Annotated in this window: 22 protein-coding genes and 1 tRNA gene; 10 read left to right on the top strand and 13 right to left on the bottom strand. The window is 67.8% G+C overall.

Annotation, left to right across the window (positions count from 1 at the left end; genetic code table 11):
- Positions 1 to 573: a serine O-acetyltransferase EpsC gene (epsC, locus tag LQZ87_RS04675; protein WP_230102286.1), complete on the top strand. Its 573-nt coding sequence runs from the start codon at positions 1 to 3 to the stop codon at positions 571 to 573.
- A gap of 1 nt (position 574) precedes the next feature.
- Here the strand turns inward: epsC and LQZ87_RS04670 are convergent, their stop codons facing one another.
- The 6 genes from LQZ87_RS04670 to lysA form a co-directional block, all read right to left on the bottom strand.
- The gene (locus LQZ87_RS04670; RefSeq protein WP_230102285.1) at positions 575 to 976 is read right to left on the bottom strand and encodes a phage holin family protein; all 402 of its coding nucleotides are present in this window, start codon (positions 974 to 976) and stop codon (positions 575 to 577) included.
- A gap of 33 nt (positions 977 to 1,009) precedes the next feature.
- Complete coding sequence (gene prfA / locus LQZ87_RS04665) at positions 1,010 to 2,086, bottom strand: peptide chain release factor 1 (RefSeq protein ID WP_230102284.1); 1,077 nt, start codon at positions 2,084 to 2,086, stop codon at positions 1,010 to 1,012.
- 19 nt (positions 2,087 to 2,105) lie between these two features.
- On the bottom strand, positions 2,106 to 4,070 hold the full coding sequence (gene rho, locus LQZ87_RS04660) for a transcription termination factor Rho (RefSeq protein ID WP_230102283.1): 1,965 nt from the start codon (positions 4,068 to 4,070) through the stop codon (positions 2,106 to 2,108).
- Between the two features lie 167 nt (positions 4,071 to 4,237).
- Entirely contained in the window at positions 4,238 to 5,173 is a 936-nt protein-coding gene (thrB, locus tag LQZ87_RS04655) for a homoserine kinase (RefSeq protein WP_230102282.1), read from the bottom strand.
- Positions 5,173 to 6,495 carry a homoserine dehydrogenase gene (locus LQZ87_RS04650; protein WP_230102281.1) on the bottom strand — a complete coding sequence of 441 codons (1,323 nt, stop codon included), beginning with the start codon at positions 6,493 to 6,495 and terminating at the stop codon, positions 5,173 to 5,175. Before LQZ87_RS04650 ends, thrB begins: the two co-directional genes overlap by 1 nt.
- Entirely contained in the window at positions 6,492 to 7,901 is a 1,410-nt protein-coding gene (gene lysA / locus LQZ87_RS04645) for a diaminopimelate decarboxylase (protein WP_230102280.1), read from the bottom strand. The genes LQZ87_RS04650 and lysA overlap by 4 nt, the downstream gene beginning before the upstream one ends.
- Positions 7,902 to 8,039: 138 nt before the next feature.
- Between lysA and LQZ87_RS04640 the strand changes: the two genes are divergently transcribed.
- On the top strand, positions 8,040 to 9,053 hold the full coding sequence (locus tag LQZ87_RS04640; protein WP_230102279.1) for a YihY/virulence factor BrkB family protein: 1,014 nt from the start codon (positions 8,040 to 8,042) through the stop codon (positions 9,051 to 9,053).
- On the opposite strand, the gene LQZ87_RS04635 is transcribed toward LQZ87_RS04640, so the two are convergent.
- Together LQZ87_RS04635 and argS are read right to left on the bottom strand one after the other, a co-directional pair.
- Complete coding sequence (locus LQZ87_RS04635; RefSeq protein ID WP_230102278.1) at positions 9,050 to 9,886, bottom strand: DUF2993 domain-containing protein; 837 nt, start codon at positions 9,884 to 9,886, stop codon at positions 9,050 to 9,052. The genes LQZ87_RS04640 and LQZ87_RS04635 overlap by 4 nt on opposite strands.
- Positions 9,887 to 9,905: 19 nt before the next feature.
- Positions 9,906 to 11,570, bottom strand: a complete 1,665-nt coding sequence (argS, locus tag LQZ87_RS04630; protein ID WP_230102277.1) for an arginine--tRNA ligase — start codon at positions 11,568 to 11,570, stop codon at positions 9,906 to 9,908.
- Positions 11,571 to 11,629: 59 nt separating this feature from the next.
- Between argS and LQZ87_RS04625 the strand changes: the two genes are divergently transcribed.
- Positions 11,630 to 12,430, top strand: a complete 801-nt coding sequence (locus LQZ87_RS04625; protein ID WP_230102276.1) for an SGNH/GDSL hydrolase family protein — start codon at positions 11,630 to 11,632, stop codon at positions 12,428 to 12,430.
- Between the two features lie 16 nt (positions 12,431 to 12,446).
- A tRNA-Arg gene (locus LQZ87_RS04620) sits at positions 12,447 to 12,519 on the top strand.
- Positions 12,520 to 12,557: 38 nt separating this feature from the next.
- Here LQZ87_RS04620 and LQZ87_RS04615 read toward each other — a convergent pair.
- Positions 12,558 to 13,421 (bottom strand): transposase, encoded by an 864-nt coding sequence (locus tag LQZ87_RS04615; RefSeq protein ID WP_230102275.1) that lies wholly within the window; start codon positions 13,419 to 13,421, stop codon positions 12,558 to 12,560.
- Between the two features lie 45 nt (positions 13,422 to 13,466).
- On the opposite strand from LQZ87_RS04615, the gene LQZ87_RS04610 reads away from it, so the two are divergent.
- The 4 genes from LQZ87_RS04610 (at position 13,467) to LQZ87_RS04595 (ending at position 17,452) form a co-directional block, all read left to right on the top strand.
- Positions 13,467 to 14,156, top strand: coding sequence for a nucleotidyltransferase domain-containing protein (locus LQZ87_RS04610; RefSeq protein WP_230102274.1), 690 nt, complete (start codon positions 13,467 to 13,469; stop codon positions 14,154 to 14,156).
- 106 nt (positions 14,157 to 14,262) lie between these two features.
- A complete protein-coding gene (thrC, locus tag LQZ87_RS04605; protein ID WP_230102273.1) occupies positions 14,263 to 15,687 on the top strand; it encodes a threonine synthase in 1,425 nt (474 codons plus the stop codon).
- 44 nt (positions 15,688 to 15,731) lie between these two features.
- Positions 15,732 to 16,835 carry a serine hydrolase domain-containing protein gene (locus LQZ87_RS04600; RefSeq protein ID WP_230102272.1) on the top strand — a complete coding sequence of 368 codons (1,104 nt, stop codon included), beginning with the start codon at positions 15,732 to 15,734 and terminating at the stop codon, positions 16,833 to 16,835.
- Positions 16,832 to 17,452 carry a GyrI-like domain-containing protein gene (locus LQZ87_RS04595; protein WP_230102271.1) on the top strand — a complete coding sequence of 207 codons (621 nt, stop codon included), beginning with the start codon at positions 16,832 to 16,834 and terminating at the stop codon, positions 17,450 to 17,452. Before LQZ87_RS04600 ends, LQZ87_RS04595 begins: the two co-directional genes overlap by 4 nt.
- Here LQZ87_RS04595 and LQZ87_RS04590 read toward each other — a convergent pair.
- The 4 genes from LQZ87_RS04590 to LQZ87_RS04575 all read right to left on the bottom strand — a co-directional run bounded on the left by LQZ87_RS04590 (position 17,445) and on the right by LQZ87_RS04575 (position 20,268).
- Positions 17,445 to 17,837 (bottom strand): DUF1304 domain-containing protein, encoded by a 393-nt coding sequence (locus tag LQZ87_RS04590; RefSeq protein ID WP_230102270.1) that lies wholly within the window; start codon positions 17,835 to 17,837, stop codon positions 17,445 to 17,447. The genes LQZ87_RS04595 and LQZ87_RS04590 overlap by 8 nt on opposite strands.
- A 27-nt stretch (positions 17,838 to 17,864) precedes the next feature.
- Complete coding sequence (locus LQZ87_RS04585) at positions 17,865 to 18,683, bottom strand: CPBP family intramembrane glutamic endopeptidase (protein ID WP_230102269.1); 819 nt, start codon at positions 18,681 to 18,683, stop codon at positions 17,865 to 17,867.
- Complete coding sequence (gene trmB / locus LQZ87_RS04580; RefSeq protein WP_230102268.1) at positions 18,680 to 19,345, bottom strand: tRNA (guanosine(46)-N7)-methyltransferase TrmB; 666 nt, start codon at positions 19,343 to 19,345, stop codon at positions 18,680 to 18,682. The genes LQZ87_RS04585 and trmB overlap by 4 nt, the downstream gene beginning before the upstream one ends.
- An 83-nt stretch (positions 19,346 to 19,428) precedes the next feature.
- The gene (locus LQZ87_RS04575) at positions 19,429 to 20,268 is read right to left on the bottom strand and encodes a DUF3097 domain-containing protein (RefSeq protein ID WP_230102267.1); all 840 of its coding nucleotides are present in this window, start codon (positions 20,266 to 20,268) and stop codon (positions 19,429 to 19,431) included.
- Positions 20,269 to 20,401: 133 nt separating this feature from the next.
- Between LQZ87_RS04575 and LQZ87_RS04570 the strand changes: the two genes are divergently transcribed.
- Together LQZ87_RS04570 and LQZ87_RS04565 are read left to right on the top strand one after the other, a co-directional pair.
- The gene (locus LQZ87_RS04570) at positions 20,402 to 22,438 is read left to right on the top strand and encodes a TPM domain-containing protein (protein WP_230102266.1); all 2,037 of its coding nucleotides are present in this window, start codon (positions 20,402 to 20,404) and stop codon (positions 22,436 to 22,438) included.
- A gap of 73 nt (positions 22,439 to 22,511) precedes the next feature.
- Positions 22,512 to 23,255 carry a PspA/IM30 family protein gene (locus LQZ87_RS04565; RefSeq protein ID WP_230102265.1) on the top strand — a complete coding sequence of 248 codons (744 nt, stop codon included), beginning with the start codon at positions 22,512 to 22,514 and terminating at the stop codon, positions 23,253 to 23,255.
- Positions 23,256 to 23,278 lie beyond the last annotated feature (23 nt).

Genomic DNA, 23,278 nt, shown 5'->3' with positions numbered 1-23,278 from the left:
ATGAGTCCCCTCTCGCGCCTCCGCGAGGACATCGCCGCCGCGCGTCTGCGCGACCCCGCCGCTCGTACGGGCCTCGAGGTCGCTGCGCTGTACCCGGGGCTGCACGCCGTCTGGGCGCACCGCGCCTCGCACGCGCTGTGGCGTCGCGGACTGCGTCTTCCCGCACGCGCGAACTCGCAGCTCGCTCGGGCGCTGACCGGGATCGAGATCCACCCCGGCGCGAAGATCGGCCGGCGGTTCTTCATCGACCACGGTTCAGGCGTGGTGATCGGGGAGACCGCAGAGATCGGCGACGACGTGATGCTGTATCACGGGGTGACTCTCGGCGGTCGTACCAGCGACGACACCGGCAAGCGGCATCCCACCCTCGCCAACGGCGTCGTCGTCGGAGCTGGTGCGAAGATCCTCGGGCCGATCACGATCGGACGCAACACCGTGGTCGGCGCGAACGCCGTCGTGACTAAGGATGCCCCGGAGGAGAGCATCCTCACCGGCGTCCCCGCTCGTGCTCGCAAGCGACGTGGCCACGACGATTTCAGCGACCTGCGCCTCGCCTCCGACTACTCGATCTGACTCAGCCCTTCCGCCGCTCTTTCGCGTCACGCTTGAGGAAGATCATCGGCAGCAGCAGCGTGCACAGCGCTGTCACGATCCAGACGATCACCGCGCCGACGATCCAACCGGCGGCATCCGTTATCCGCAGGCCGCCGATCGGCAGCAGCACGACGACGATCAGGGCGACGAGCGTCGAGACGATGCCGATGCCCCCGGTCAGCACCGGGGCGTAGCGGTCAGCGAGTCTCGCGATCAGCGGGCTCAACGCACTCTGCAGGATCGCGAAGATCACGATGCAGATGACGAAGCCCCACCAGCGATCCCACTGGATCATGAAGCCGGGCAGGACGAGATCCGCGACGATCAGTCCGATCGCCGCAGAGGCGAGGAAGACGAACAGTCGAATGAGAAAGGTGATCACGCCGCCGATCCTAGACCCGGACGGCGCGCAAGGTCAGTCTCCGCCGACAGCGGCGAGGCGCGCCTCTTCATCCGCCGTGATCGCGGACTCGATGATCGGATCGAGTGCACCGTCCATGACCTGATCGAGGTTGTACGCCTTGAAGCCGGTGCGGTGATCCGCGATGCGGTTCTCGGGGAAGTTGTAGGTGCGGATCCGCTCCGACCGGTCCATGCCGCGGATCTGGGACTTGCGGGCATCGGATGCCGCGGCATCCCGTTCCTCCTGCTGCTTGGCGAGCAGGCGGGCGCGCAGCACGCGCATACCGGCCTCGCGGTTCTGCAGCTGGGACTTCTCGTTCTGCATCGAGACGACGATGCCGGTCGGCATGTGCGTGATGCGCACCGCAGAGTCGGTCGTGTTGACGGACTGCCCGCCAGGGCCGGACGAACGGTAGACGTCGATCTTCAGGTCGTTCTGGTCGATCTGAAGCTCTTCAGGTTCATCGACCTCTGGGAACACGAGCACGCCGGTGGTCGACGTGTGGATGCGGCCCTGCGACTCGGTCGCCGGGACGCGCTGCACGCGGTGCACGCCGCCCTCGTACTTCAGATGCGCCCACACGCCCTGCGCAGGGTCGGAGCTCGAGCCCTTGATCGCGATCTGGACGTCCTTGTAGCCGCCGAGGTCCGACTCGTTGCGGTCGAGCAGCTCGGTCTTCCATCCCTTGTGAGCGGCGTACTGCGTGTACATGCGCAGCAGGTCGGCCGCGAACAGTGCGGACTCGGCGCCGCCCTCCCCCGCCTTGATCTCCATGATCACGTCGCGGGCGTCATCCGGGTCGCGCGGAATGAGCAGGCGACGCAGTCGTTCCTGCGTCTGCTGCACGTTCTCCTCGAGGGAAGGGATCTCCTCGGCGAACGCGTCGTCGTCCTTCGCGAGCTCACGAGCCGCATCGAGGTCGTCGACTGCCGCGATCCACGCGTCATGCGCGGTGACGATGCGGCTGAGCTCGGCGTAGCGCCGATTGACGCGCTTCGCGCGGGCAGCATCGGCGTGCACCGCCGGGTCGGAGAGCTCCTCCTGCACCCGGCGGTGTTCATCGATCAGAGCCTGAACGGACTCGAACACGCCGTATCTCCTGAGCGGATCAGCGGATGCTGTTCTCGTGCCCGTGGCTGTGTCCACCGGCGACGGGAGCGGGCATCGACTTCTGCATCTGCACGAGGAACTCGACGTTCGACTGCGTCTCCTTGAGCTTGCCGAGCACGACCTCGAGGGCCTGCTGGGTGTCGAGGCCGGCGAGGGCGCGACGCAGCTTCCAGGTGATCTTGACCTCATCCTGCGACAGGAGCATCTCCTCACGGCGGGTGGACGACGCGTTGACGTCGACGGCCGGGAAGATGCGCTTGTCGGCGAGGGCGCGCGACAGGCGGAGCTCGCTGTTTCCGGTGCCCTTGAACTCCTCGAAGATGACCTCATCCATCTTGGATCCGGTCTCGACGAGAGCCGTGGCGAGGATCGTGAGCGATCCGCCGTTCTCGATGTTGCGAGCTGCTCCGAAGAAGCGCTTCGGCGGGTAGAGCGCTGCAGCGTCGACGCCACCGGTGAGCACACGGCCCGAGGTGGGCGTGGCGATGTTGTAGGCACGGCCGAGGCGGGTGATCGAGTCGAGAAGCACGACGACGTCGCGACCGAGTTCCACGAGGCGCTTCGCGCGCTCGATGGCGAGCTCGGCGACCGTGGTGTGGTCTTCTGCCGGACGGTCGAACGTCGAGGCGATGACCTCGCCCTTGACGGTGCGCTCCATGTCGGTGACCTCTTCGGGGCGCTCATCGACCAGCACGACCATGAGGTGGACTTCGGGGTTGTTCTGAGCGATCGCGTTCGCGATCTGCTGCAGGACGATCGTCTTGCCGGCCTTCGGCGGCGCGACGATGAGACCGCGCTGCCCCTTGCCGATCGGAGCGACGAGGTCGATGATGCGCTGCGTGAGCTTTTCAGGAGCGGTCTCGAGTCGCAGGCGCTCCTGCGGGTAGAGCGGCGTGAGCTTGCCGAACTCGACGCGGGTGGCGGCGTCCTCGACGGACAGGCCGTTGATCGAGTCGACCTTCACCAGCGCGTTGTACTTCTGGCGGCCCTGCTGCTCGCCCTCGCGGGGCTGCTTGATGGCGCCGACGATCGCATCGCCCTTGCGCAGGTTGTACTTCTTCACCTGGCCGAGCGAGACGTAGACGTCGCTGGCGCCGGCGAGGTAGCCGGTAGTGCGCACGAACGCGTAGTTGTCGAGCACGTCCAGGATGCCGGCGATCGGGATCAGGACGTCGTCCTCGCCGATCTCGGTCTCGAACTCGTCGGATGCGCCACCGCTGGTGCGGCGCTTGTTGCGCTGGCGGCCGCGGCCGTTGCCCTCGTCATCGGAGGAGGCGTTCTGCTGGGCGTCCTGGCCGTTCTGACCGCTCTGCGCGTTTCCGCCGCGGCCACGGCTGCGGCTGCGGTTACGGCTGCGGCTGCGGCCGGAGCCCTCGTCGCCGTCACCGGCGTCGGAACCTTCGGCATCGCTCTGCTTGTCGTTCTGGGTCTGGTCCGCCTCGGCCGGCTTCTCCGACTTCGTGGACTTGCCTGCGTCAGCGGCCTCGGGCTGGGAACCAGACTTGGCGTCAGACTTCGCGTCTTCACCGGTGGGTGCTGCGTCTGCTGCGGGCTCGGTCTTCTTGGTGCGGCGTCCCCGGCCCGACTTCGGAGCCGCCTCGGCGGGTGCCTCGGCTGCGTCGGATGCTGCGCCCTCGGCTGCCGGCGAGGCAGCGTCCGGCTCAGCGGGCGTGGTGTCGGCGTCAGCCTTCTTCGCGCGGCTGCGGCGCGGTGCCTTCGCCTTGGGCGCGTCAGCGGCCGGCGCGTCGGCAGCAGGTGCCGCCTCAGCAGCGGCAGGTGCAGCGGCCGGTGCTACGTCAGCGGCAGGAGCCGCCTCGGCGCCCTTGGCAGCTGCTGTCGCCGTCGTCGCCCGACGCGGAGCGCGCTTGCGCGGAGCCGTGGTCTCGGTTGCGGTGCTGTCGGCGGCTGGAGCCGAAGCGTCGGCTGCCGACTGGTCGTTCTGGGTCTCGGAGAAATTCTCCACGAGTACTCCCTTATATGTCGTGGGAAATGAGCATGTCTCGCGCACAACGGGTGCTGTGCGCGATCGCACGGACAGACGCTCGGCGTCCGCCAGCCAGCACCGGAAAAGCAGTACTGGGGGTTGCGTGCGGGTCTCGCAGAATTGCGATGGGGGTCAGAGTCACGAAATTACGTGGAACCCTCCGCTCGTTCCCTTACTGTACCACCACGCACGTCGACGGCCAGCATGAGGCCCTCCCACGGAGTGTCAGTGACGGAATCGGCGAGTTCCTTCGCCTCCTGGCGACCGCCAGGACCGTCGCAGAGGACCAGGACGCTGGGCCCCGCACCGGAGACGACGGCCGCGAATCCGGCCGAGCGGAGCGCCTGCACGAGCGCATGAGTCTCTGGCATGGCCTCGGCACGGTAGTCCTGATGCAGTCTGTCCGCTGTTGCATCGAGCAGCAGTTCTGGGCTCTGCATGAGCGCAGCGATCAGCAGTGCTGTGCGAGAGACGTTGAACACGGCATCCTCGCGGGACACCTGCGGCGGCTGCAGCGAACGGGCGAGCGTGGTCGACATCGTCCGCTCAGGAACGAGTACGAGCGGGGCGACACCACGGTGAACGAGCAGCTTCTTGTGCTGCGGTCCGCTCTCGCCAGTCCAGGCGATCGTCAGACCGCCGAACAATGCCGGAGCGACGTTGTCCGGGTGTCCCTCGAGCTCTGTCGCCAGTCGGAGCAGGTCGGCATCGGAGAGCTCGACGTCACCGGCGAGGAGTCCCTTTGCTGCGAGAACCCCCGCCGTCACCGCGGCGCCGGACGACCCCAGCCCTCGACCGTGCGGGACGCCGTTCCTGGCCGTGATCCGCAGCCCTGGCATCTCGCGACCCACGGACTTGTAGACATGCTCGATCGAACGCACGACGAGGTTCGACTCGTCGCGCGCGATCTCATCGGCACCCGACCCGGAGACGTCGATCTCGAGGCGGTCGCCGTCGAGCGCCGTGACGGTCAGTTCGTCGTACACGCTCAGTGCGAGTCCGAGGGTGTCGAACCCGGGGCCGAGGTTCGCGCTGGTGGCTGGAACCTGCACCTGCACCGTGCGCCCCTCGACAGCCGCCATCACTCGCCTTCCACGCGCAGCACGGAGACGACGCGCTCGACGACGTCACTCGCGGCGAGCTTCTCGACCGTGTCGCTGAGCGCCTGATCTGCGGCGCGGTGCGTGCCGATGATGAGGCGCGCTGTGGGGTCGTCCTCGCCCTGCACCGTCTGCACGACGGTCGCGACGGACACGCCGCCCTCGGAGAGGATGCCGGCGACAGTGGCCAGAACACCTGGCTGGTCGTTCACCTCGAGGGTGATCTGGTAGCGCGTGATGACGTGCCCGATCGGAACGGTCGGCAGGTTCGCTCGCGTCGACTCCCCGACCCCGACGCCGCCGGCGATGTGGCGTCGCGCTGCCGAGACGACGTCGCCGAGAACGGCGGACGCCGTCTGGACGCCGCCGGCACCGGCGCCGTAGAACATGAGCGAACCGGCGGCCTCGGCTTCGACGAATACGGCGTTGTTGGCACCGTGCACCGAGCCGAGCGGGTGTGTACGAGCCACGAGCGCGGGGTAGACGCGCACCGAGATCGACTCGGATCCGTCAACCGTGATGCGCTCGCACACGGCGAGCAGCTTGATGACGAATCCGGCCGCGCGGGCCTCTTCGATCATCGCCGGCGTGATGGCGGTGATGCCCTCGCGGTGCACGGCGTCGAGAGGGACGGCGGTGTGGAAGGCGAGGGATGCCAGGATCGCCGCCTTCTGCGCGGCGTCGTAGCCTTCGACGTCGGCTGTCGGGTCGGCTTCGGCATAGCCCAGGCGCTGCGCGTCGGCGAGCACCTCGGCGAAGTCGGCGCCCTCGCTGTCCATGCGATCGAGGATGTAGTTGGTCGTGCCGTTGACGATTCCCATGATGCGGACGACGCGGTCGCCGGCGAGCGAATCGCGCAGCGGCCGGATGATCGGGATCGCGCCGGCCGCAGCCGCCTCGTAGTACACCGAGGCGCCGACCTGATCGGCCGCCTCGAACAGCTCGGTGCCGTGGGTCGCCAGCAGCGCCTTGTTGGCCGTGACGACGTCTGCTCCGGAGTTCAGAGCGAGCAGCAGGTTGCCGCGTGCCGGTTCGATGCCGCCCATGAGCTCGATGACGATGTCGCTGCCGACGATGAGGCTGTCCGCATCGGTGGTGAACAGCTCCTTCGGGAGCTCCACATCGCGCGGAGCATCCACGTCGCGGACGGCGATGCCGGCGAGCTCGAGCGACGCGCCGGCACGGTCTGCCAGCTCGTCGCCGTGGCGCAGCAGCAGGTCGGCGACCTGTGAGCCCACGGCGCCGGCGCCGAGAAGCGCCACGCGAAGTCGTCGATACTGGTCGCTCGATTGGGGCTGGGTCATCGTGCTCCTTCGTTCGTGCTGATTCCGGCATCCCGCGCGAGCAGGTCATCGATGGTCTCGCCGCGCACGATCACGCGCGAGCTCCCACCGGAGACCGCGACGACAGCGGGACGCGGGACATGGTTGTAGTTGCTGGCCAGCGAGGCGCAGTACGCACCCGTCGCCGGGACGGCCAGCAGGTCGCCAGGGGCGACATCATCGGGGAGGTACTCGTGGTCGACGACGATGTCTCCCGACTCGCAGTGCCGTCCGACGACGCGGGAGAGCGTCGGCTCGGCGTCACTGGTGCGCGAGGCGATGCGGGCGGAGAACTGCGCGCCGTACAGCGCCGGCCGCGCGTTGTCGCTCATGCCGCCGTCGACGCTCACGTACAGACGGCTGGCGCCGGAGTCGAGGCTGACCGGCTTGGTCGTGCCGACTTCGTACAGCGTCACTCCGGCAGTGCCGACGATGGCGCGGCCGGGTTCGAACGCGAGCGTCGGCAGCGGGATGCCGCGTTCGGCGCATCCGGACGCCACGGCGTCGACGATCTCCGAGGCGAGACGGGCGATGGGCGTCGGGTCGTCGACGCTCGTGTAGGCGATGCCGAAGCCGCCGCCGAGGTTCAGGATCGGGATCTCGCCGCCGGCGCGCAGCGCCTGGTGGAGTTCGAGCACACGGGCAGCTGACTCGCGGAACCCCGCGACGCCGAAGATCTGCGATCCGATGTGACAGTGGAGCCCAGCGAACTCCAGCGACGGCAGTTCACGGATGCGAGCGACGGCGGTCTCGGCATCCGCGAACGGCATGCCGAACTTCTGGTCTTCGTGCGCCGTCGCGAGGAAGTCATGGGTCTCGGCGTGCACACCGCTGTTCACCCGCACCAGAACGCGCTGCACGATGTCGAGGCGGGAGGCGGCGGCGGCTATGCGCTCGATCTCGATCGCGCTGTCGACGATGATCGTGCCGACGCCGGCGGCGACAGCCCGCTCGATCTCGGACGGGAGCTTGTTGTTCCCGTGGAAACCGATCCGCGCAGCATCCACGCCGGCGGCAAGTGCGACCTCGAGCTCACCGCGCGTGCACACGTCGACGCCCAGCCCCTCTTCGGTCACCCAGCGAGCGACTGCGGTGGACAGGAATGCCTTGCCCGCGTAGTAGACGCGAGCCGTCGTGCCGTGCTGGGCGGTAGCCGCCGCGAATGCGTCGTGGAACTCGCGCGCCCGACTGCGCACCTCGTCTTCGTCGAGCACCAGCACCGGTGTTCCGTGTTCGTGGACGATCTCGGACACCGGCATCCCGCCGAGGACGATCTCTCCATCGGCAGCGCGGTTCGCGGATGCCGGCCACACTCCTGCTGCGAGCGCATTCGCGTCGTCTGGCACGACGAGCCATTCCGGGGCGAGCGGATCTGCAGGGGGAAGCACACAGCACCAATCATGGGAGGGGAACCCCGGTGAAGACGGGCCACTCGAGGTTGCCCCGATTCTATGGCACCTGCCAGGGCGACCTGGCACCGCGCAACCCCCTCGCCGCCTCAATCCGAGATTCATTACGGTGAAGGCATGGAGATTATCAAGTCCGTGATCGCCTGGGTGCTGCGCCTGAGGGTCGTTCGAGCGTATCTGCTGTACTCCGAGCGTCGCGGTCCGATGCTCGCCGACAGCGTCACCTATCGCGCTCTGTTCAGCGTCTTCGCCGGGCTCCTGCTCGGATTCTCCATCGCTGCGATCTGGCTCGCCGGCAACCCGGACGCGTGGAAGCCGATCCTCGATGCGATCGACTCGGCCGTGCCGGGCCTGGTCGGGCCGGACGGTGTCGTGAAGGACCCGACGGAGATCGAGCCGGCCGGGTTCACGATCACCGGAATCATCTCGCTCGTCGCGCTCATCGGTGCCGCGTTGGGCGCGATCGGGGCCCTGCGGACGGCGGTGCGCAGCATCGCGGGCACCGTTCAGGACGACGTGCTCTTCGTCTGGGTGATCCTGCGCAACCTCGCGCTGGCTCTCGGGATCGCCGTCGCGTTCATCGCTGCGGCAGCGGTGACCTTCCTCGCCCGTATCGGCCTCGGCTTCGTCACCGACCTGCTCGGCCTGGCAGACGACTCCGTCATCGCCGAGTGGAGCATCCGCGTCGTCTCGCTGCTTGTCGTGTATGCCCTCGACGTGGCCCTGATCATCGGGATCTTCCTGCTGCTGTCCGGTCTGCGCGCGCCGGCGAAGGCGATGTGGGGAGGCGCGTTGCTGGGAGGCATCGGGCTCGTCGTCCTGCAGGAGCTTTCGAGCCTGTTCGTCGGCGGGGCCACCTCGAACCCGCTGCTGGCGACGTTCGCCTCGCTCCTGGCGCTGCTGATCTGGATGAACCTCTCCAGCCAGGTGATCCTCATCTCGTGCGCGCTCATCACCACCGGAGCAGAGGAGGCGCACGATCGGATCTCGGCGACGTACGGGGCGCGGACGTTCGCGCAACGGCGCGTGCAGCGCGCTCAGCAGGAGGTCGCGATCGCGACACGGGCCCTGCGTTCGGCGGAGGAAGCGGAATCCGCCGAACGGAATTCCGGCGAGAAGCAGAAGAGCTAGTCGCAGGAGCCGTTCTGCTGGAGGCTCTCGTCCGTCGCAATGGCACCGTCCACGTCGACGTCGATCACGGCCTCCGTGCCGTCGATCTTCAAGCCGGTAACGGTAAGACCTGCGGGCAGTTGATCGGCGATGCAGATGCGCTGGGTTCCTGCGAGCTGCGCGGCCGCGTCGCCGAAGCGCGCGGCGATGTCAGCGGCGTTCAGGGTGAGACCGGCGATCTGGAGCTCCACCGGCGTGAGCAGCAGCTCGCCGGCATCCGCTCCTGGTGTCACGGTGACCGCCACCGGCACCGGCACGCCGAAGACCTCGAAGCTCCCGGATGCGGTGACGTTCGGCTCGTCGAATCCGATCTCATCGACCGGCAACTCGGATTCCATCACCAGATCCGTGAACTGCTCCTGATCGATCCGCACGGTGCCGTGCGCATCGGTGAGGTCGCCGCCGCGCAGCGGGATGCCGGTCGCCGTGACGTCGGCGGACCCTGTGATGCCGCCGAACGTCACCGCATCGGTCGACAGGTGCAGCTCGTCGAGGCTTCCGCCGATCAGCTGCGGCAGCAGGATCCCCGCCGCGTCCACGTCGAGCTGCTGGTCCTGCGGGAGCTCGAGCTGGTCGATGACGATCCCGCGTACGACGCCGGGCAGGATGGCCCTGGCCAGGATCTCCCCGGCGACAGCGAGTGCGGCCAGCACCACCACGATGACGAGCACGACCCACGGCCAGCGCGCGCGACGCCTGGCGGGGCGCGGCTCGTCTCCCCTACCGGGGATCACGAGCGTCGGATGCTCCGACGACGGCTCCGGGTAAGGCAGGGTCTCGTGATCGTCGCTCATGGCTTCGCTGCTCCTGATGTCACATGCGCTCGGGCGCCGAGACGCCGAGCAGATCGAGGCCGTTGCGCAGGACCTGCCCCGTGGCGTCGTTCAGCCACAGACGCGTGCGGTGCACACTCTCGATCGGGTCGTCGCCGAGCGGCGTGATCCGGCAGTTGTCGTACCACCGGTGGTAAAGGCCGGCGAGTTCCTCGAGGTAGCGCGCGACGCGGTGCGGCTCGCGAACCTCGGCCGCGAACGCGACGATGCGCGGGAACTCCTGCAGGGCACCGAGCAGCGCCGATTCCGTCTCGTGGGAGAGGGTCTCGGGGGCGAACTCGCTGCGTTCAATGCCAGAGTCTGCGGCGTTGCGGCTCGCGTTGTGCGTGCGGGCGTGCGCGTACTGAACGTAGAACACGGGGTTGTCGTTGGTGCGCTTCTGCAGCAGCTCCGGGTCGAGGTCAAGCGGCGAATCGGCCGGCGAGCGCTCCAAGGAGTACCGGAGCGCGTCGGTGCCGAGCCAGTCCAGCAGATCATCCATCTCGATGATGTTTCCGGCGCGCTTGCTCAATCGAGCGCCGTTGATCGACACCATCTGACCGATGAGCACCTGGATGTTCTTCTCCGGGTCCTCACCGGCGGCACCCGCGACGGCCTTCAACCGGTGCACGTAGCCGTGGTGATCGGCACCGAGCAGATAGATCTTGTTCTGGAAGCCCCGGTCGCCCTTGTTCAGGTAGTAGGCCGCGTCGGCAGCGAAGTACGTGTACTCGCCATTGGAGCGCCGGATGACGCGATCCTTGTCGTCGCCGAAGTCTGTGGTGCGCACCCACACCGCACCTTCCTCGTCGAAGACGTGACCCTGCTCGCGCAGTCGATCAAGCGCCTGGTCGATGAGGCTGGTGCCTGCTGCACTCTTGGCGTGCAGGGTGCGCTCGGAGAACCAGACGTCGAAGGGAACGTTGAAGCGATCGAGTGAATGCTTGATCTCGGCGAGCTGGTACTCGTAGCCGAGATCCTCAGCCACGCGGAGCTTCTCGGCCTCGGGGAGGTCGAGAAGGTCGGGACGCGACTCGAGCACGCGCGCGGCGAGCGACGCGATGTATTCGCCCGGGTAGCCGCCCTCCGGCGTCGGCTCGCCCTTGGCCGCCGCGACGACGGAAGCCGCGAACCTCTGCATCTGCGCGCCGGCATCATTGATGTAGTACTCACGGACCGCGTTCGCGCCGCTGGCGAGCAGCAGGCGGACGATGGAATCGCCGAGGGCCGCCCAGCGCGTGTGCGCGATGTGCAGCGGGCCGGTCGGGTTCGCCGAGACGAACTCGACGTTGACGCTCACCCCCTGCTGCGAATCGTTGCGGCCGTACGCGTCGCCGGCTTCGACGATGGTCTTGGCGAGCACGCCGGCCGCGGCCGCGTCGAGACGGATGTTGATGAATCCGGGGCCGGCGACCTCTGCGCTGGCGACGCCGTCGATGACGACGAGGCCGTCCGCGATCTGCTGAGCCAGCTCGCGCGGGTTCGTGCCGAGCTTCTTCGCGAGGCGCATCGCGAGATTCGACGCCCAGTCGCCGTGGTCGCGGTTGCGGGGGCGCTCCAGCGGGATGTCGGACGCATCGATGTCGAGCGCCTCGTCGGGTCGCAAGGATGCCGCGATCGGCGTGACGACGGCGAGGATGGCTTCGGCGAGAGTGTCGGGATTCATATCCCCTCGATTCTAGGGCGGGAGTTGGTGTTCACCTTCCGTTCGCTTACCCTCTTCCCATGGGTTGGGGAGGTACGCGTCGGCGGAGCCGCGCGACAGTGATGGTCGTCGTCCTCGTGGCGGCGGTGTCAGCGGCGATTCTGGGCGTCTGGCGGCCGTGGGTGCCACAGGCTCTGGACGCGCCGCTTCTCGCGTCCGACGAGGTCGTCGTCGTCGCTCCGACGCCGCTCGTACTCCCTGAGAACCCTAGAGTGCTCGTGTTCGGCGACTCGTGGACGTACGGCTCAGCGGCCAGCGACCCGACCCTCGGATACGCCTACGTTCTCGCCGATCTGCTGCAGGGCGAGACGATCGTCGACGGCGTGCGCGGCAGCGGTTACCTGAAGCCCGGTCTCGACGGTCCGGCCTTCGGCGAGCGCATCACCGCGCTGGATGCTTCGATCGCTCCCGATCTCGTCATCGTCCAGGGGTCGATCAATGACCGTGCGCAGGGCGCGGAGGGCTATCGGGACGCGGTGACGGCCGCATGGGACGCTCTGGCCGCGAAGTTCCCCGAGACGGCGATCGTCGTCCTGGGTCCGGCGCCGCATGAGCTCCCGGTCGGTGCGGAGACGGCCCGGATCGACGCGGACCTTGCGGCGCTCGCCGGCGCGCGGGGCTGGTGGTACATCTCCCCCGTCAAGCAGGATTGGATCACCGATCAGAACTACCTCGACGTCATCGACGTCGACCTCGGCAACAAGCATCCGTCCACCGACGGCCACCGCTACCTCGCCGAGAAGGTTGCCGCCGCTCTCGCGGATATCGAGGCCGCCCCCGTGACCGAAGCGGGCGGTGCGGAGACCACCCCCGGTCAGTGATATCGTCGTTCGGTACGCCTCCGTAGCTCAGTGGATAGAGCGCCGGTTTCCGGTACCGTAGGTCGCAGGTTCGACTCCTGTCGGGGGCACGTGCAGAAGGCCGCTCATCGAGCGGCCTTCGTCGTTTCTAGAGGCGATCGATCGCCTTCTGAGCGGTCGACACGTCCTGCTGCGCCTCATGGAGGCGCTCGCGGGCATCGCCTCGGAGCGCGTCGACCTCATCGCTCTCCTGCTCCCGCCCCTTGAGCTCCTGCCGCGTGCGCTCGAGTTCCTGCTCGAGTTCCTCGATCCGCGCGCTGAGCCGCTCGGACTTCTCGGCGACCGACTTCGCCTTGCGCTCCAGTGCGTCTCTGTCCTGTTCCGCCTTCTTCAGCGCGCGCTCTGCGGAGCGCAGCTCGTCCTCGGCGGCCTTGCGTGCGCGGCGTGCCGCCAACTCATCCGGTCTGGTCGGGGCCGGTACGGCTGCTGACGCGACATCCAGGTCACCGGCGACGGCATCGGACACCTCTGCGGAGTCTTCGCCCGCGGCGTCCAACGGGCGGATCAGCCTTCCGGACGCCACGGCGAGCGCCGCATCGGCACGGAACATCGCCGCGTTCAGCGTCTGCTCGACGGCATCCGTCGTGGCCGGCGTGATCTTCTCCCCTCGAGCGCTCGCGAGCTCGCTCGCCTGTTGCGCTAGTGCGCCGACGAGCGCACGACGCTGCCGCCCCAGCGCCGAGAGTGCGCGTGCATCCAAGTCGTCCTGCGCCTCGCGTAGCTCACTCGCCAACTCGAGAGCACCGCGCAGGGCCGCTGCCTGTTCACGCGCGAACAGGTTCACGACCCACGCGGCGAGCAACGGCTTGCGGAGCGCACGAACCCGCTTCGCGCGCGCGGCATCCGCCAGCTGCTTGGCACGAGCGTCGCGCGCCGCGGTGAACACCTTCGGCGGCAGCGCGTACAGCTCGGTCGCGATGTCCTCGAGTGTGACGTCCGCTTCCCGTGCCATCGTCCCATTGTGCCCGAGCCCTTCCGCTCTGCCTAGAATCACCGGATGGACTACGTCGACCTCGCTGAGCGCTTCATCGCGGCCCGATTTCCGAAGGCATCCATCGCGGTGATCGGCGGCAGCACGTCTCGCGGCGAGCGCACTCGGACGAGCGACATCGATCTCCTCCTCATCGGCGACGATCTGCTGCCCGACGGTGAGATCGGCGCTGCCCTCACCCTCGAGTTCGAGCGCGAGGCCTTCGAGGTGTTCGCCTACACGCCGCAGGGATTCGACGAGTGGGCGCAACGCAGCGTCGCGCAGCACCGTCCGGTCATCGTCCACATGCTCGTCGAGGGCACCCCGGTTCGGGCAGGCATCGAACTCGTGACGCTGCGCGCCACCTGGTCCGAACGACTCGATCGCGGCCCATCCGTCGACGCCCACGAGCTGGACTTCCGCCGATACGTCATCACCGACGTGCTGGACGATCTGCGCGACGCGACTGACCCGCTCGAGCGTCGCGTCATCGCCGCGACCGTTTTCGAGCGCACGGCAGAGCTCATGCTCCTCACCGCCGGCCGGTGGATCGGCACGGGCAAGTACCTGCCCAGGCGACTTCGTGAACTGCCGGCTGAGCGCGTCGACGAGCTGGCCGTGCCGTATCTGAGCGGAGACTTCGACCAGCTGGCGGATGCCGTGGAACGCGAACTCGACGCTGCGGGCGGCAGACTGCAAGCCGGCTTCGCCCGCTGACGCCCGGCGCGTGGAGCACCGTAACGGGCGTCAGCACGCACACCGCACGATCTACGATGGAAGCACGACCCGGCATCCATCCCCGAGCACGAACGAGGTTCCTGACGTGCAGTACATCTCCACACGCGGCGGCACGCTCGGACAGTTCAGCGACGTCCTCCTCGAAGGGCTCGCCCCCAACGGCGGCCTCGCCGTTCCAGAGCACCTCCCCCGGCTCGGCGCCGACGATCTCGAGCGCCTGCGCGTGCTGACCTACCCGCAGCTCGCGACCGAGATCATCGGCCTGTTCGCCACCGACATCCCCCGTCAGGATCTCGCCCGTCTCACCGACGCCGCCTATGGCGACGGCAAGTTCGCCGCCGAAGAGGTCGTACCGCTGACCGCGATCGACGATCTGACGCTCGTCGGGCTCTCCGAAGGCCCGACCCTCGCGTTCAAGGACATGGCGATGCAGTTCCTCGGTCAGGCGCTCGAGTACGTCCTCGAAAACCGCGACGGCGTGCTCAACGTCGTCGGCGCGACCTCCGGAGACACGGGCTCCGCCGCCGAGCACGCCCTGCGCGGCCTCGACCGCGTCTCCGTCTTCATGCTCTCGCCGCAGGGGCGCATGAGTGCGTTCCAGCGCGCCCAGATGTATTCACTGCAGGACGAGAACGTGCACAACATCGTCGTCGAGGGCGTCTTCGACGACTGCCAGAACCTCGTCAAGCGCCTGAACACCGACCTGGACTTCAAACGAGCGCACAGCATCGGCGCCGTGAACTCCATCAATTTCGGACGCATCTCGGCGCAGATCGTCTACTACGTGTGGGCGTGGCTTCGCGCGACGGACGCCATCGCCGAAGCCGACCGCTCATCCCATCACGTCTCGTTCGCTGTCCCCTCGGGCAACTTCGGCAACATCCTCTCGGGCCACTACGCCCGCACCATGGGCGTCCCGATCCGCCGTCTCGTGCTCGCCACGAACGAGAACAACGTGCTCGACGAGTTCTTCCGCACCGGTCACTACCGCCCGCGCACCTCGGCGGACACCCTGGCGACATCGAGCCCGTCGATGGACGTCTCGCGCGCGTCGAACCTCGAGCGATTCGTGTTCGACCTGCTGGGCCGCGACCCCGAGCGCACCGCCGCCGCCTGGCACGAGCTCGAAGAACGCGACGAGATCGACCTGTCGGCAGAGCTCGGCCGTTTCGAGGCCGAGTTCGGCATCGTCAGCGGCACGAGCACGCACGACGACCGACTCGCAACCATCCGCGACGTCCACGAGCGGACCGGCGTCACGATCGACCCGCACACTGCGGACGGCGTGAAGATCGCCCGCGAGCAGCTCGAGGACGGCATCCCGATGCTCGTGCTCGAGACCGCCAAGCCCGCGAAGTTCGCCGACCTCATCCAGGAGGCACTCGGCGAGAGTCCTGAGTTGGATGCCGACACGCGAGCCCTGCTGGATGCGCCGCAGCGCGTGGTCGAGATGCCGGATGACGAGCAGCAGTTGCGGGCCTACATCTCCGAGCGTGCCCTGCACGCGTAGCCGCTCCGGTTTACGAGAAGGGCGTTCGGCGCTTTACTCGAGGCATGGTCGACACGCTCGCAGAAATTCTCGACAGGCACGTCGCGCAGGGCACGGCACCGAGCATCCTCGCCGTCACCGGCCGAGCAGGTGACCCGCTCGAGTTCACCGCTGCTGGCGACGTGCAGCAGGACGCCCTCTTCCGGATTCAGTCGATGACCAAGCCGGTTCTCGCCGTCGCCGCCCTCCGGCTCGTCCAGAACGGCCTGATCGACCTGAGCGACCCGGTCGAGAGGTGGCTTCCCGAGCTCGCCGACCGACTTGTCCTGCGCGCGCCCGACTCGCCGCTGTCCGACACCGAGCCCGCGCACCGGTCGATCACGGTCCGAGACCTCCTGACCAACACATCGGGTTTCGGCATGATGACGTCGGAGTCTCCGCTGAAGCAGGCGATGGTCGACAATCTCACCGAGGCGGGCTCGGATGCCGTCGCGCTCGGAGCCCAGGATTGGCTCGACGCCCTCGCCGAACTTCCGCTCGCCTTTCACCCCGGCACCGGATGGCGCTACCACCACTCGTTCGGCATCCTCGGGATCCTGCTCTCCCGCGTGGTCCAGGCGCCGCTCGAAGATCATCTGCGTGCAGACCTGTTCGATCCTCTCGGTATGCCGGATACCGGCTACACGGTTCCGAAGGATCAGGCGCACCGACTGCCTGCCACCTACCGCCACGACGAGTCAGGAAGTCTGGCGCAGGTCGAGCCCGCCGGCGGGGGCTTCTACGTGGCTCCGGCGCCCTTCGATCTCAGTCACGCCGAGCTCGTCTCCACGGCGGCCGACTACGCAGCGTTCGCATGCATGCTCGCGAACGACGGACGCCACGGCGCCGACGCGATCCTGGAGCCGGAGCTCGTCGATCAGATGCGCACCGATCAGGTGCCGGCATCCGTCAAGACCGACGACAGCTTCTTCCCCGGCTTCTGGAACGGCGTCGGATGGGGCTACGGGGTCGCCGTCGAGACCGCAGGCGAACACTCCGGGCGCTACGGCTGGTCGGGCGGCCTCGGCACAGACCTCTCCATCTCGCCTGATGGATCCTTCTGCCTCGTGCTGACGCAGGTCGAGATGGGCGATCAGATCATGGGACTGTTCAGGGACGTGCTGGCATGACGAAGGTCGACTTCAAGAAGACGCTCGACGCGTATCGTGGGCGAAAGGGCCGCTTCGACCTCGTCGACGTGCCGGCGATGTCGTACCTGATGATCGACGGGCACGGCGACCCGAACACGTCACCGGAGTTCACGACGGCCATCGAGGCGCTCTACCCGATCGCCTACGGACTCAAGTTCGCCAGCAAGCGCGACCTCGACCGCGACTACACCGTCATGCCGCTCGAAGGCCTGTGGTGGGCGGACGACCACGCTTCGTTCACATCGTCGCGCGACAAGTCGGCGTGGCACTGGACGCTGATGATCATGCAGCCCGAATGGGTCGACCATGCGATGTTCGCGGATGCCGTCGCCAGGGCATCAGCGAAGAACCCGGATGTCCGCGCCGACGAGGTGCGCCTGGAGTCGCTGCACGAGGGCCTGTGCGCCCAGACGCTGCACGTCGGCAGCTACGACGATGAGGCGCCGGTGCTCGCCACGATGCATGACGAGTTCATCCCCGAGCACGGCCTGCGGTTGACGGGAACGCACCACGAGATCTACTTCAGCGACCCCAGACGCGGCGACCCGGCCAATCGCCGGACGCTGCTGCGTCAGCCCGTTCGTACAGTCAGCTGATCGCGACGGCCACGGCGAGCGCGATGACCGCCAGCAGCGGCAGTCCGCCCTGCAGCAGCGCGGAGCGTGCCATCTTCGGGTTGGAGAGCACGAGGACGAGCGCGGCTGCGAGCATCATTCCCACACCGGCGAAGATCAGGGTGAGACCGACGGTCGCCTGACCGGACAGCACCAGGACGATCCCGAGCAGCGCCGCGATCGCGAGGAACAAGTTGTAGAAGCCCTGATTGAACGCGAGCGGCTTGGTGACCTGGGCATCCGCTTCGCTGGCGACCCCGAAGATCTTCCTGGTCGCTGGCTCGGTCCACCGCACCGATTCGAGCACGAAGATGAACACGTGGAAGGCAGCCGCGAGCGCGGCGAGCAGAAGACCGACGAAGAGCATGCGTTGATTCTGCACCCTGATCGGGCCTCAGACGAGGAAGACAGGCAGCAGTCCCGGATTGTGCGCGTGCACCAGGACGGCGAACACGACGGCGTCGAACAGCAGATGCACGGTCACGACGTACGCGAGCGAGTGGGTCCGCAGGAAGATGTAGCCCTGCAGCAGCGCGAACGGGATGGTCAGCGCCGGACCCCACTCGCGGTAGCCGAGCTCCCACAGGAACGACACGAACACGATGGCCTGCAGCACGTTCGCCGCAGCATCCGGAAAATGCCGGCGGAGCAGCGCGAAGACCGTGCAGATGAAGAACAGCTCGTCCCAGATGCCGACGGCGCCCACGCCGACGAACAGGCGTGCGACGAGGTCGGGGGAATCGACGACGGGCCAGTTCTGATAGACGCCGCTGGTGATGAAGTAGAACGGCAGGATCAGCCAGCCGAGCACGAGCACGGCGACCAGCCAGCCCCATTGCAGTCGACCCCAGCGCTTGCGCGTACGCCACGGGAAGGAGATCGCGCGGTCGCGGTAGACGAACCGAGAGATCACGTACGGGATGACCACAGCGCCGCCGAGAGCGAGGGTGAAGCGCAGCATCGCCAGATCGTCGAGCTCGGCCGCCAGCGGGATGCTGCTGACGATCAGCATCCCCAGTGCGATCAGCGACAGATCACGGGTGAGCGACGGACCGGATGCCGTGACCGCACTCCGCTCGATGATCCATGCGGTTCCGACCCCGACGGCCATCAGAAGCCAGCCCAGCCACGGCACCTGCGCGACGAAGAACGCGGGAGCGGCGAGGCACACGAGCAGCGCAGGAGCGACTCGACCGACCTCGGCGCGCGTCACGCCCGGTGCTTTCGCCGGTAGACCAGATCGCGGATCTCCCGGCCCTTGGCGATGCCCTTCCGCTCGAAGGCGGTCATGACGCGACCGTCGAATCGTGCAGCCCACTCCCCCTCGAACGCCCGCTCGAACAGGGGCTCGGCGTCGAGCACCTCGCGCATCTGGAGCGCGTAATCCTCCCAGTCCGTTGCGAGGCGCAGCAGGCCCCCGTCGGCGAGGGCACGGGCCGCAGCATCCCCGAAGCCGGGGCGGATCAGCCGCCGCTTGGTGTGACGCTTCTTGTGCCAGGGGTCGGAGAAGAAGATCCAGACCTCGGCTGCGCCGCCCTCCGGCAGGTACGTCGAGAGCACCTCCGGCGCGTTCGCCTCGATCAGTCGCAGATTGCGGACGCCCGCCTTGTCGGCATCCAGCATGGTGCGGGCGAGCCCTGCACGGAACACCTCGACGGCGAGGAAGTCATCATCGGGGCGAGCGGACGCCGCCGACACGATGGCATGCCCCTGGCCGGAGCCGATCTCGACGATGAGCGGCGCGCGGCGGCCGTACTCGGCCGCCGGATCCATCCGAGCCTCCGGGTGCACGCTCGTCCACGCGATGTCACGGGGCACGTCGAGCAGATAGTGCGGGGCGAGCTCGTCGAAAGCGCGTTCCTGTGCCTCAGACATCCGTCCGCTCCGGCGTACGAAGGAGACCGGTTCATCGCGGAAAGTACGGGGTTCGGGCATGCCTCAAGCGTAACTGGACACGATCAGACAGCAGGCTCCGTCACGAAGTCGATGAGCTCCTCGACGCGTCCGAGCAGCTCCGGCTCGAGGTCTCGGTACGTGTGCACCTTGCTGAGTATGAACTGCCAGGCCCTGCCGGTATCACCCTGGGACTCGTACGGCCAGCCGAACGCCTTGCAGATTCCGGTCTTCCAGTCGGTGCCCCGCGGGATCTCGGGCCAGCGACCGATGCCGAGCGTCTGCGGCTTCACGCACTGCCAGACGTCGATGAAGGGATGCCCGACGATCTTCAGGTGCCTGCCGTGCGGGCCGCGCAGGATGGCGTCCGCGAGCCGCGTCTCCTTGGACCCGGGCACGAGGTGGTCGACCAGCACGCCATAGCGGCGCGTCGCGCTCGGCGGCTCGCTCGCGAGCAGCTCGTCGAGCTTGTCGACGCCTTCCAGATACTCGACGACGACTCCCTCGACACGCAGGTCCGCACCCCAGACCTTCTCGACGAGCTCGGCATCGTGTTTGCCCTCCACGAGGATGCGACTGGGCAGCGCGACTCGAGCGCGATGATCGGCGACGGCGAACGATCCGGATGCCGTGCGTCTGACCCCCTGCTTCGATGCGGCCGCGACGGTGAGCCGCACCGGTTCACCGTCGATCATGAATCCGCCCCCGAGCGGGAACACCCGCTTGCGCCCGACTCGGTCCTCGAGCTCGACGTGCCCGCCCTGCACACGGGTCACCGCTCCGCAGTACCCGTCGTCGGCGACCTCGACGACCAGATCGCGCTCGGCCGCGATGTCACGGACCTTCTTCGCGCCGCGATCCCGCCACCCAGCAGCGAGCACGTCAGAGCCGTACATATCGTCCATGCCATCCAGGGTATGTGTCAGTGCGGGCTTCCCTGCGGCGACACAGACTGTTTCCCTAGAGTCGCTATCGTCTGTCGTCGGTAGTGAATAGACTCGGAGCGCACGGGGCCAGTGGCCTCGCGGAGGGAGTGCAATGCGGACTCGGTTTACGGTCGTTCTGGGGCTGATCGTGGCGATGTTCGCTTCGGGGTGGGCAGCCTCCGCCGCCTTCGCCGCGCCGCCGGTGACCCTCGACTCCGGTTTCGTGACCGACGAGGCGGGCGTGCTCTCGTCCAACGAACTCGAAGCCGTGAACAGCAGACTCACCGCCCTCGCGGAAGCGAACGGCGGAGACCTCTACGTCGTGTTCGTCGATGAGTTCTCCGATCCGTCGGACAGCGTGGCGTGGACCGACCGGACCGCCGTCGACAACGGTCTGGCCGTCGACCAGTATCTGATCGCCGTCGCGGTGGATGCCGGCCAGTACGCGATCTCGGCCGATGCGAACGGTCCGCTCAGCGACGGTGAGGTCGACCGCGTCGTGCAGGCGATGGAGAACGGCTTGCGAGCCGGCGACTGGGACGGCGCCGTGATCGCCGCCGCCGATGCCTTCCCCGGGCAGGGAGCGAGTGTCGACGGAGGCGGCATCGTCTGGATCGTCGTCATCCTCGTCGCGATCGCGGCGGTGATCCTGATCATCGTGCTCGCGGTTCGCTCGCGGAACAAGAAGAAGCGGGGCGCCGTCGCGACGATCCCCGACCCCGACGACCCGTACTCTTCGGTCAACGACGAAGAGCTCGAGAAGCAGGCGGGCACCGCGCTCGTGCAGGCCGACGACGCCATCACCTCGAGCCGTCAGGAGCTCGGCTTCGCCGTGGCCCAGTACGGCGACGACTCCACCCAGGAGTTCACGCACGTCGTCGAGTCGGCTCACGCCAAGGTCGCCGAGGCCTTCTCGCTCAAGCAGAAGATCGACGACGAGGTGCCCGACACGGTGGAGCAGCGCCGCGCCTGGCACATCCAGATCATCCAGCTCTGCGATGAAGCCGACGATCTGCTGAACGAGAACATCGAGGCCTTCGAAGAGCTGCGCAAGCTCGAGGCAGAGGCACCGCAGGCGCTCGAGCGCATCAAGGCTCGACGCGCGACGGCGGAGCAGACTCTGGCCACGGTCGAACCCGCGCTCGCGGCTCTCGGGCAGACGTACGACGGCGCGGCCCTCGCGACGGTGCGCGACAACTCCTACCAGGCACAGCAGCGTCTCGCACTCGCCGATTCGGAGATCGCCGAAGCCGGAGCTGCGATCGCGGCGAACAAGAACGGCGAAGCCGCCTTCTCGATCCGCACGGCAGAGGAGGCCGTCGAGCAGTCCGAGCATCTGATCGACGCCGTGACGACCCTCGGATCGAACCTGACCGCTGTCGAGGATCAGGCACGCGCGATGATCACCGATCTCGAAGCCGACATCGCCGCGGCCGGAGCCATGCCGGATGCACAGGGCCAGCTCGCCCCGATCGTCGCTAGGACCCGCTCGAACATCGACGCGGCCCAGACCGCTCTGCAGGGAACGTCGCGCAATCCGCAACAGGTTCTGGACGCTCTGGGCGCCGTGAACACCGAGATCGACGGCGCACTCGGCCACGCACGTGAGACGAGCGAGCAGGCGCAGCGCACGGCGCGCATGCTCGAGCAGCGCCTGACCCAGGCGCAGGCGCAGATCGCCACGACGAACGACTTCATCAGCACCCGACGCGGCGCGATCGGCGCCATGGCACGCACCCGGCTGTCCGAGGCGAACTCGGCCTACGCCGAAGCCATCGCCGCGCAGGGTGCTGACCCGGTCCTCGCCCTCGACCGCGCGACGCGCGCGTACAGCCTGGCCTCGGAGGCGCTCGCGTCGGCGCGCAGTGAGGTCGACACATTCAACACCGGCGGGTGGTCCGGCGGCCTCGGGGGCGGCTACGGCGGCGGTTACAACAACCGCGGCAGCGACCTGGGCGGAGCCATCCTCGGCGGCATTCTCGGCGGCCTGTTCAGCGGCGGAGGCGGAGGCGGTGGAGGCGGTGGTTGGAGTTCCGGTGGCGGGTGGCGCTCCAGCGGCAGCAGCCGCAGCAGTCGCCCATCGAGCTTCGGCGGCGGCTCACGCAGCAGCTCCCGAAGCGGAGGCCGGTCACGAGGGGGTCGGTTCTAGCATCCGCTCCTTCTTCGCACGCTCACGAACAGCACGAACTCGAACGACCCCGTTCCAACCGAAAGGAAACACCATGGCCAAGCAGTCCATCTTCAGTCGCATCTCGACACTCATGAAGGCGAACATCAACGCCCTCATCGATCAGGCCGAAGACCCGCAGAAGATGATCGATCAGCTCGTCCGCGACTACACCAACAACGTCGCTGACGCCGAGGCCGCCATCGCCGAGACCATCGGCAACCTGCGCCTGCTCGAGCGCGACCACGAGGAAGACGTCCAGGCGGCCAAGGACTGGGGCAACAAGGCGATCGCTGCGAGCCGCAAGGCCGACGAGCTGCGCAGCTCCGGCAACACCGCCGACGCCGACAAGTTCGACAACCTCGCCAAGATCGCCCTGCAGCGCCAGATCGGCGAGGAGCGCGAAGCGAGCGCGGCCGAGCCCACCATCGCCTCGCAGACCGAAGTCGTCGACAAGCTCAAGAGCGGCCTGAACGGCATGAAGGAGAAGCTCGGCGAACTCAAGGCCAAGCGCAGCGAACTCCTGGCCCGCGCGAAGGTCGCCGAGGCGCAGACCAAGGTGCAGGACGCGGTCTCGTCGATCAACGTACTCGACCCGACCAGCGAGCTCGGACGCTTCGAGGACAAGGTCCGCCGGCAGGAGGCTCTCGCCCAGGGCAAGGTGGAGCTCGCGGCGTCCAGCCTCGACGCGCAGTTCGAGAGCCTGGATGACCTCGGCGAGCTCACCGAGGTCGAAGCCCGCCTCGCCGAGCTCAAGGCCGGCGGCTCATCGCAGTCGCGGGCGCAGCTCGAGTCCTGAGGCTCCGGATGCCCCGGGCCTCG

This window comes from Microbacterium sp. Bi121 (assembly GCF_918698005.1).
Taxonomy (GTDB): Bacteria; Actinomycetota; Actinomycetes; order Actinomycetales; family Microbacteriaceae; genus Microbacterium.
Note: the sequence above shows the minus strand (reverse complement) of the source record. Positions and strands in the feature narration are given on the sequence as shown.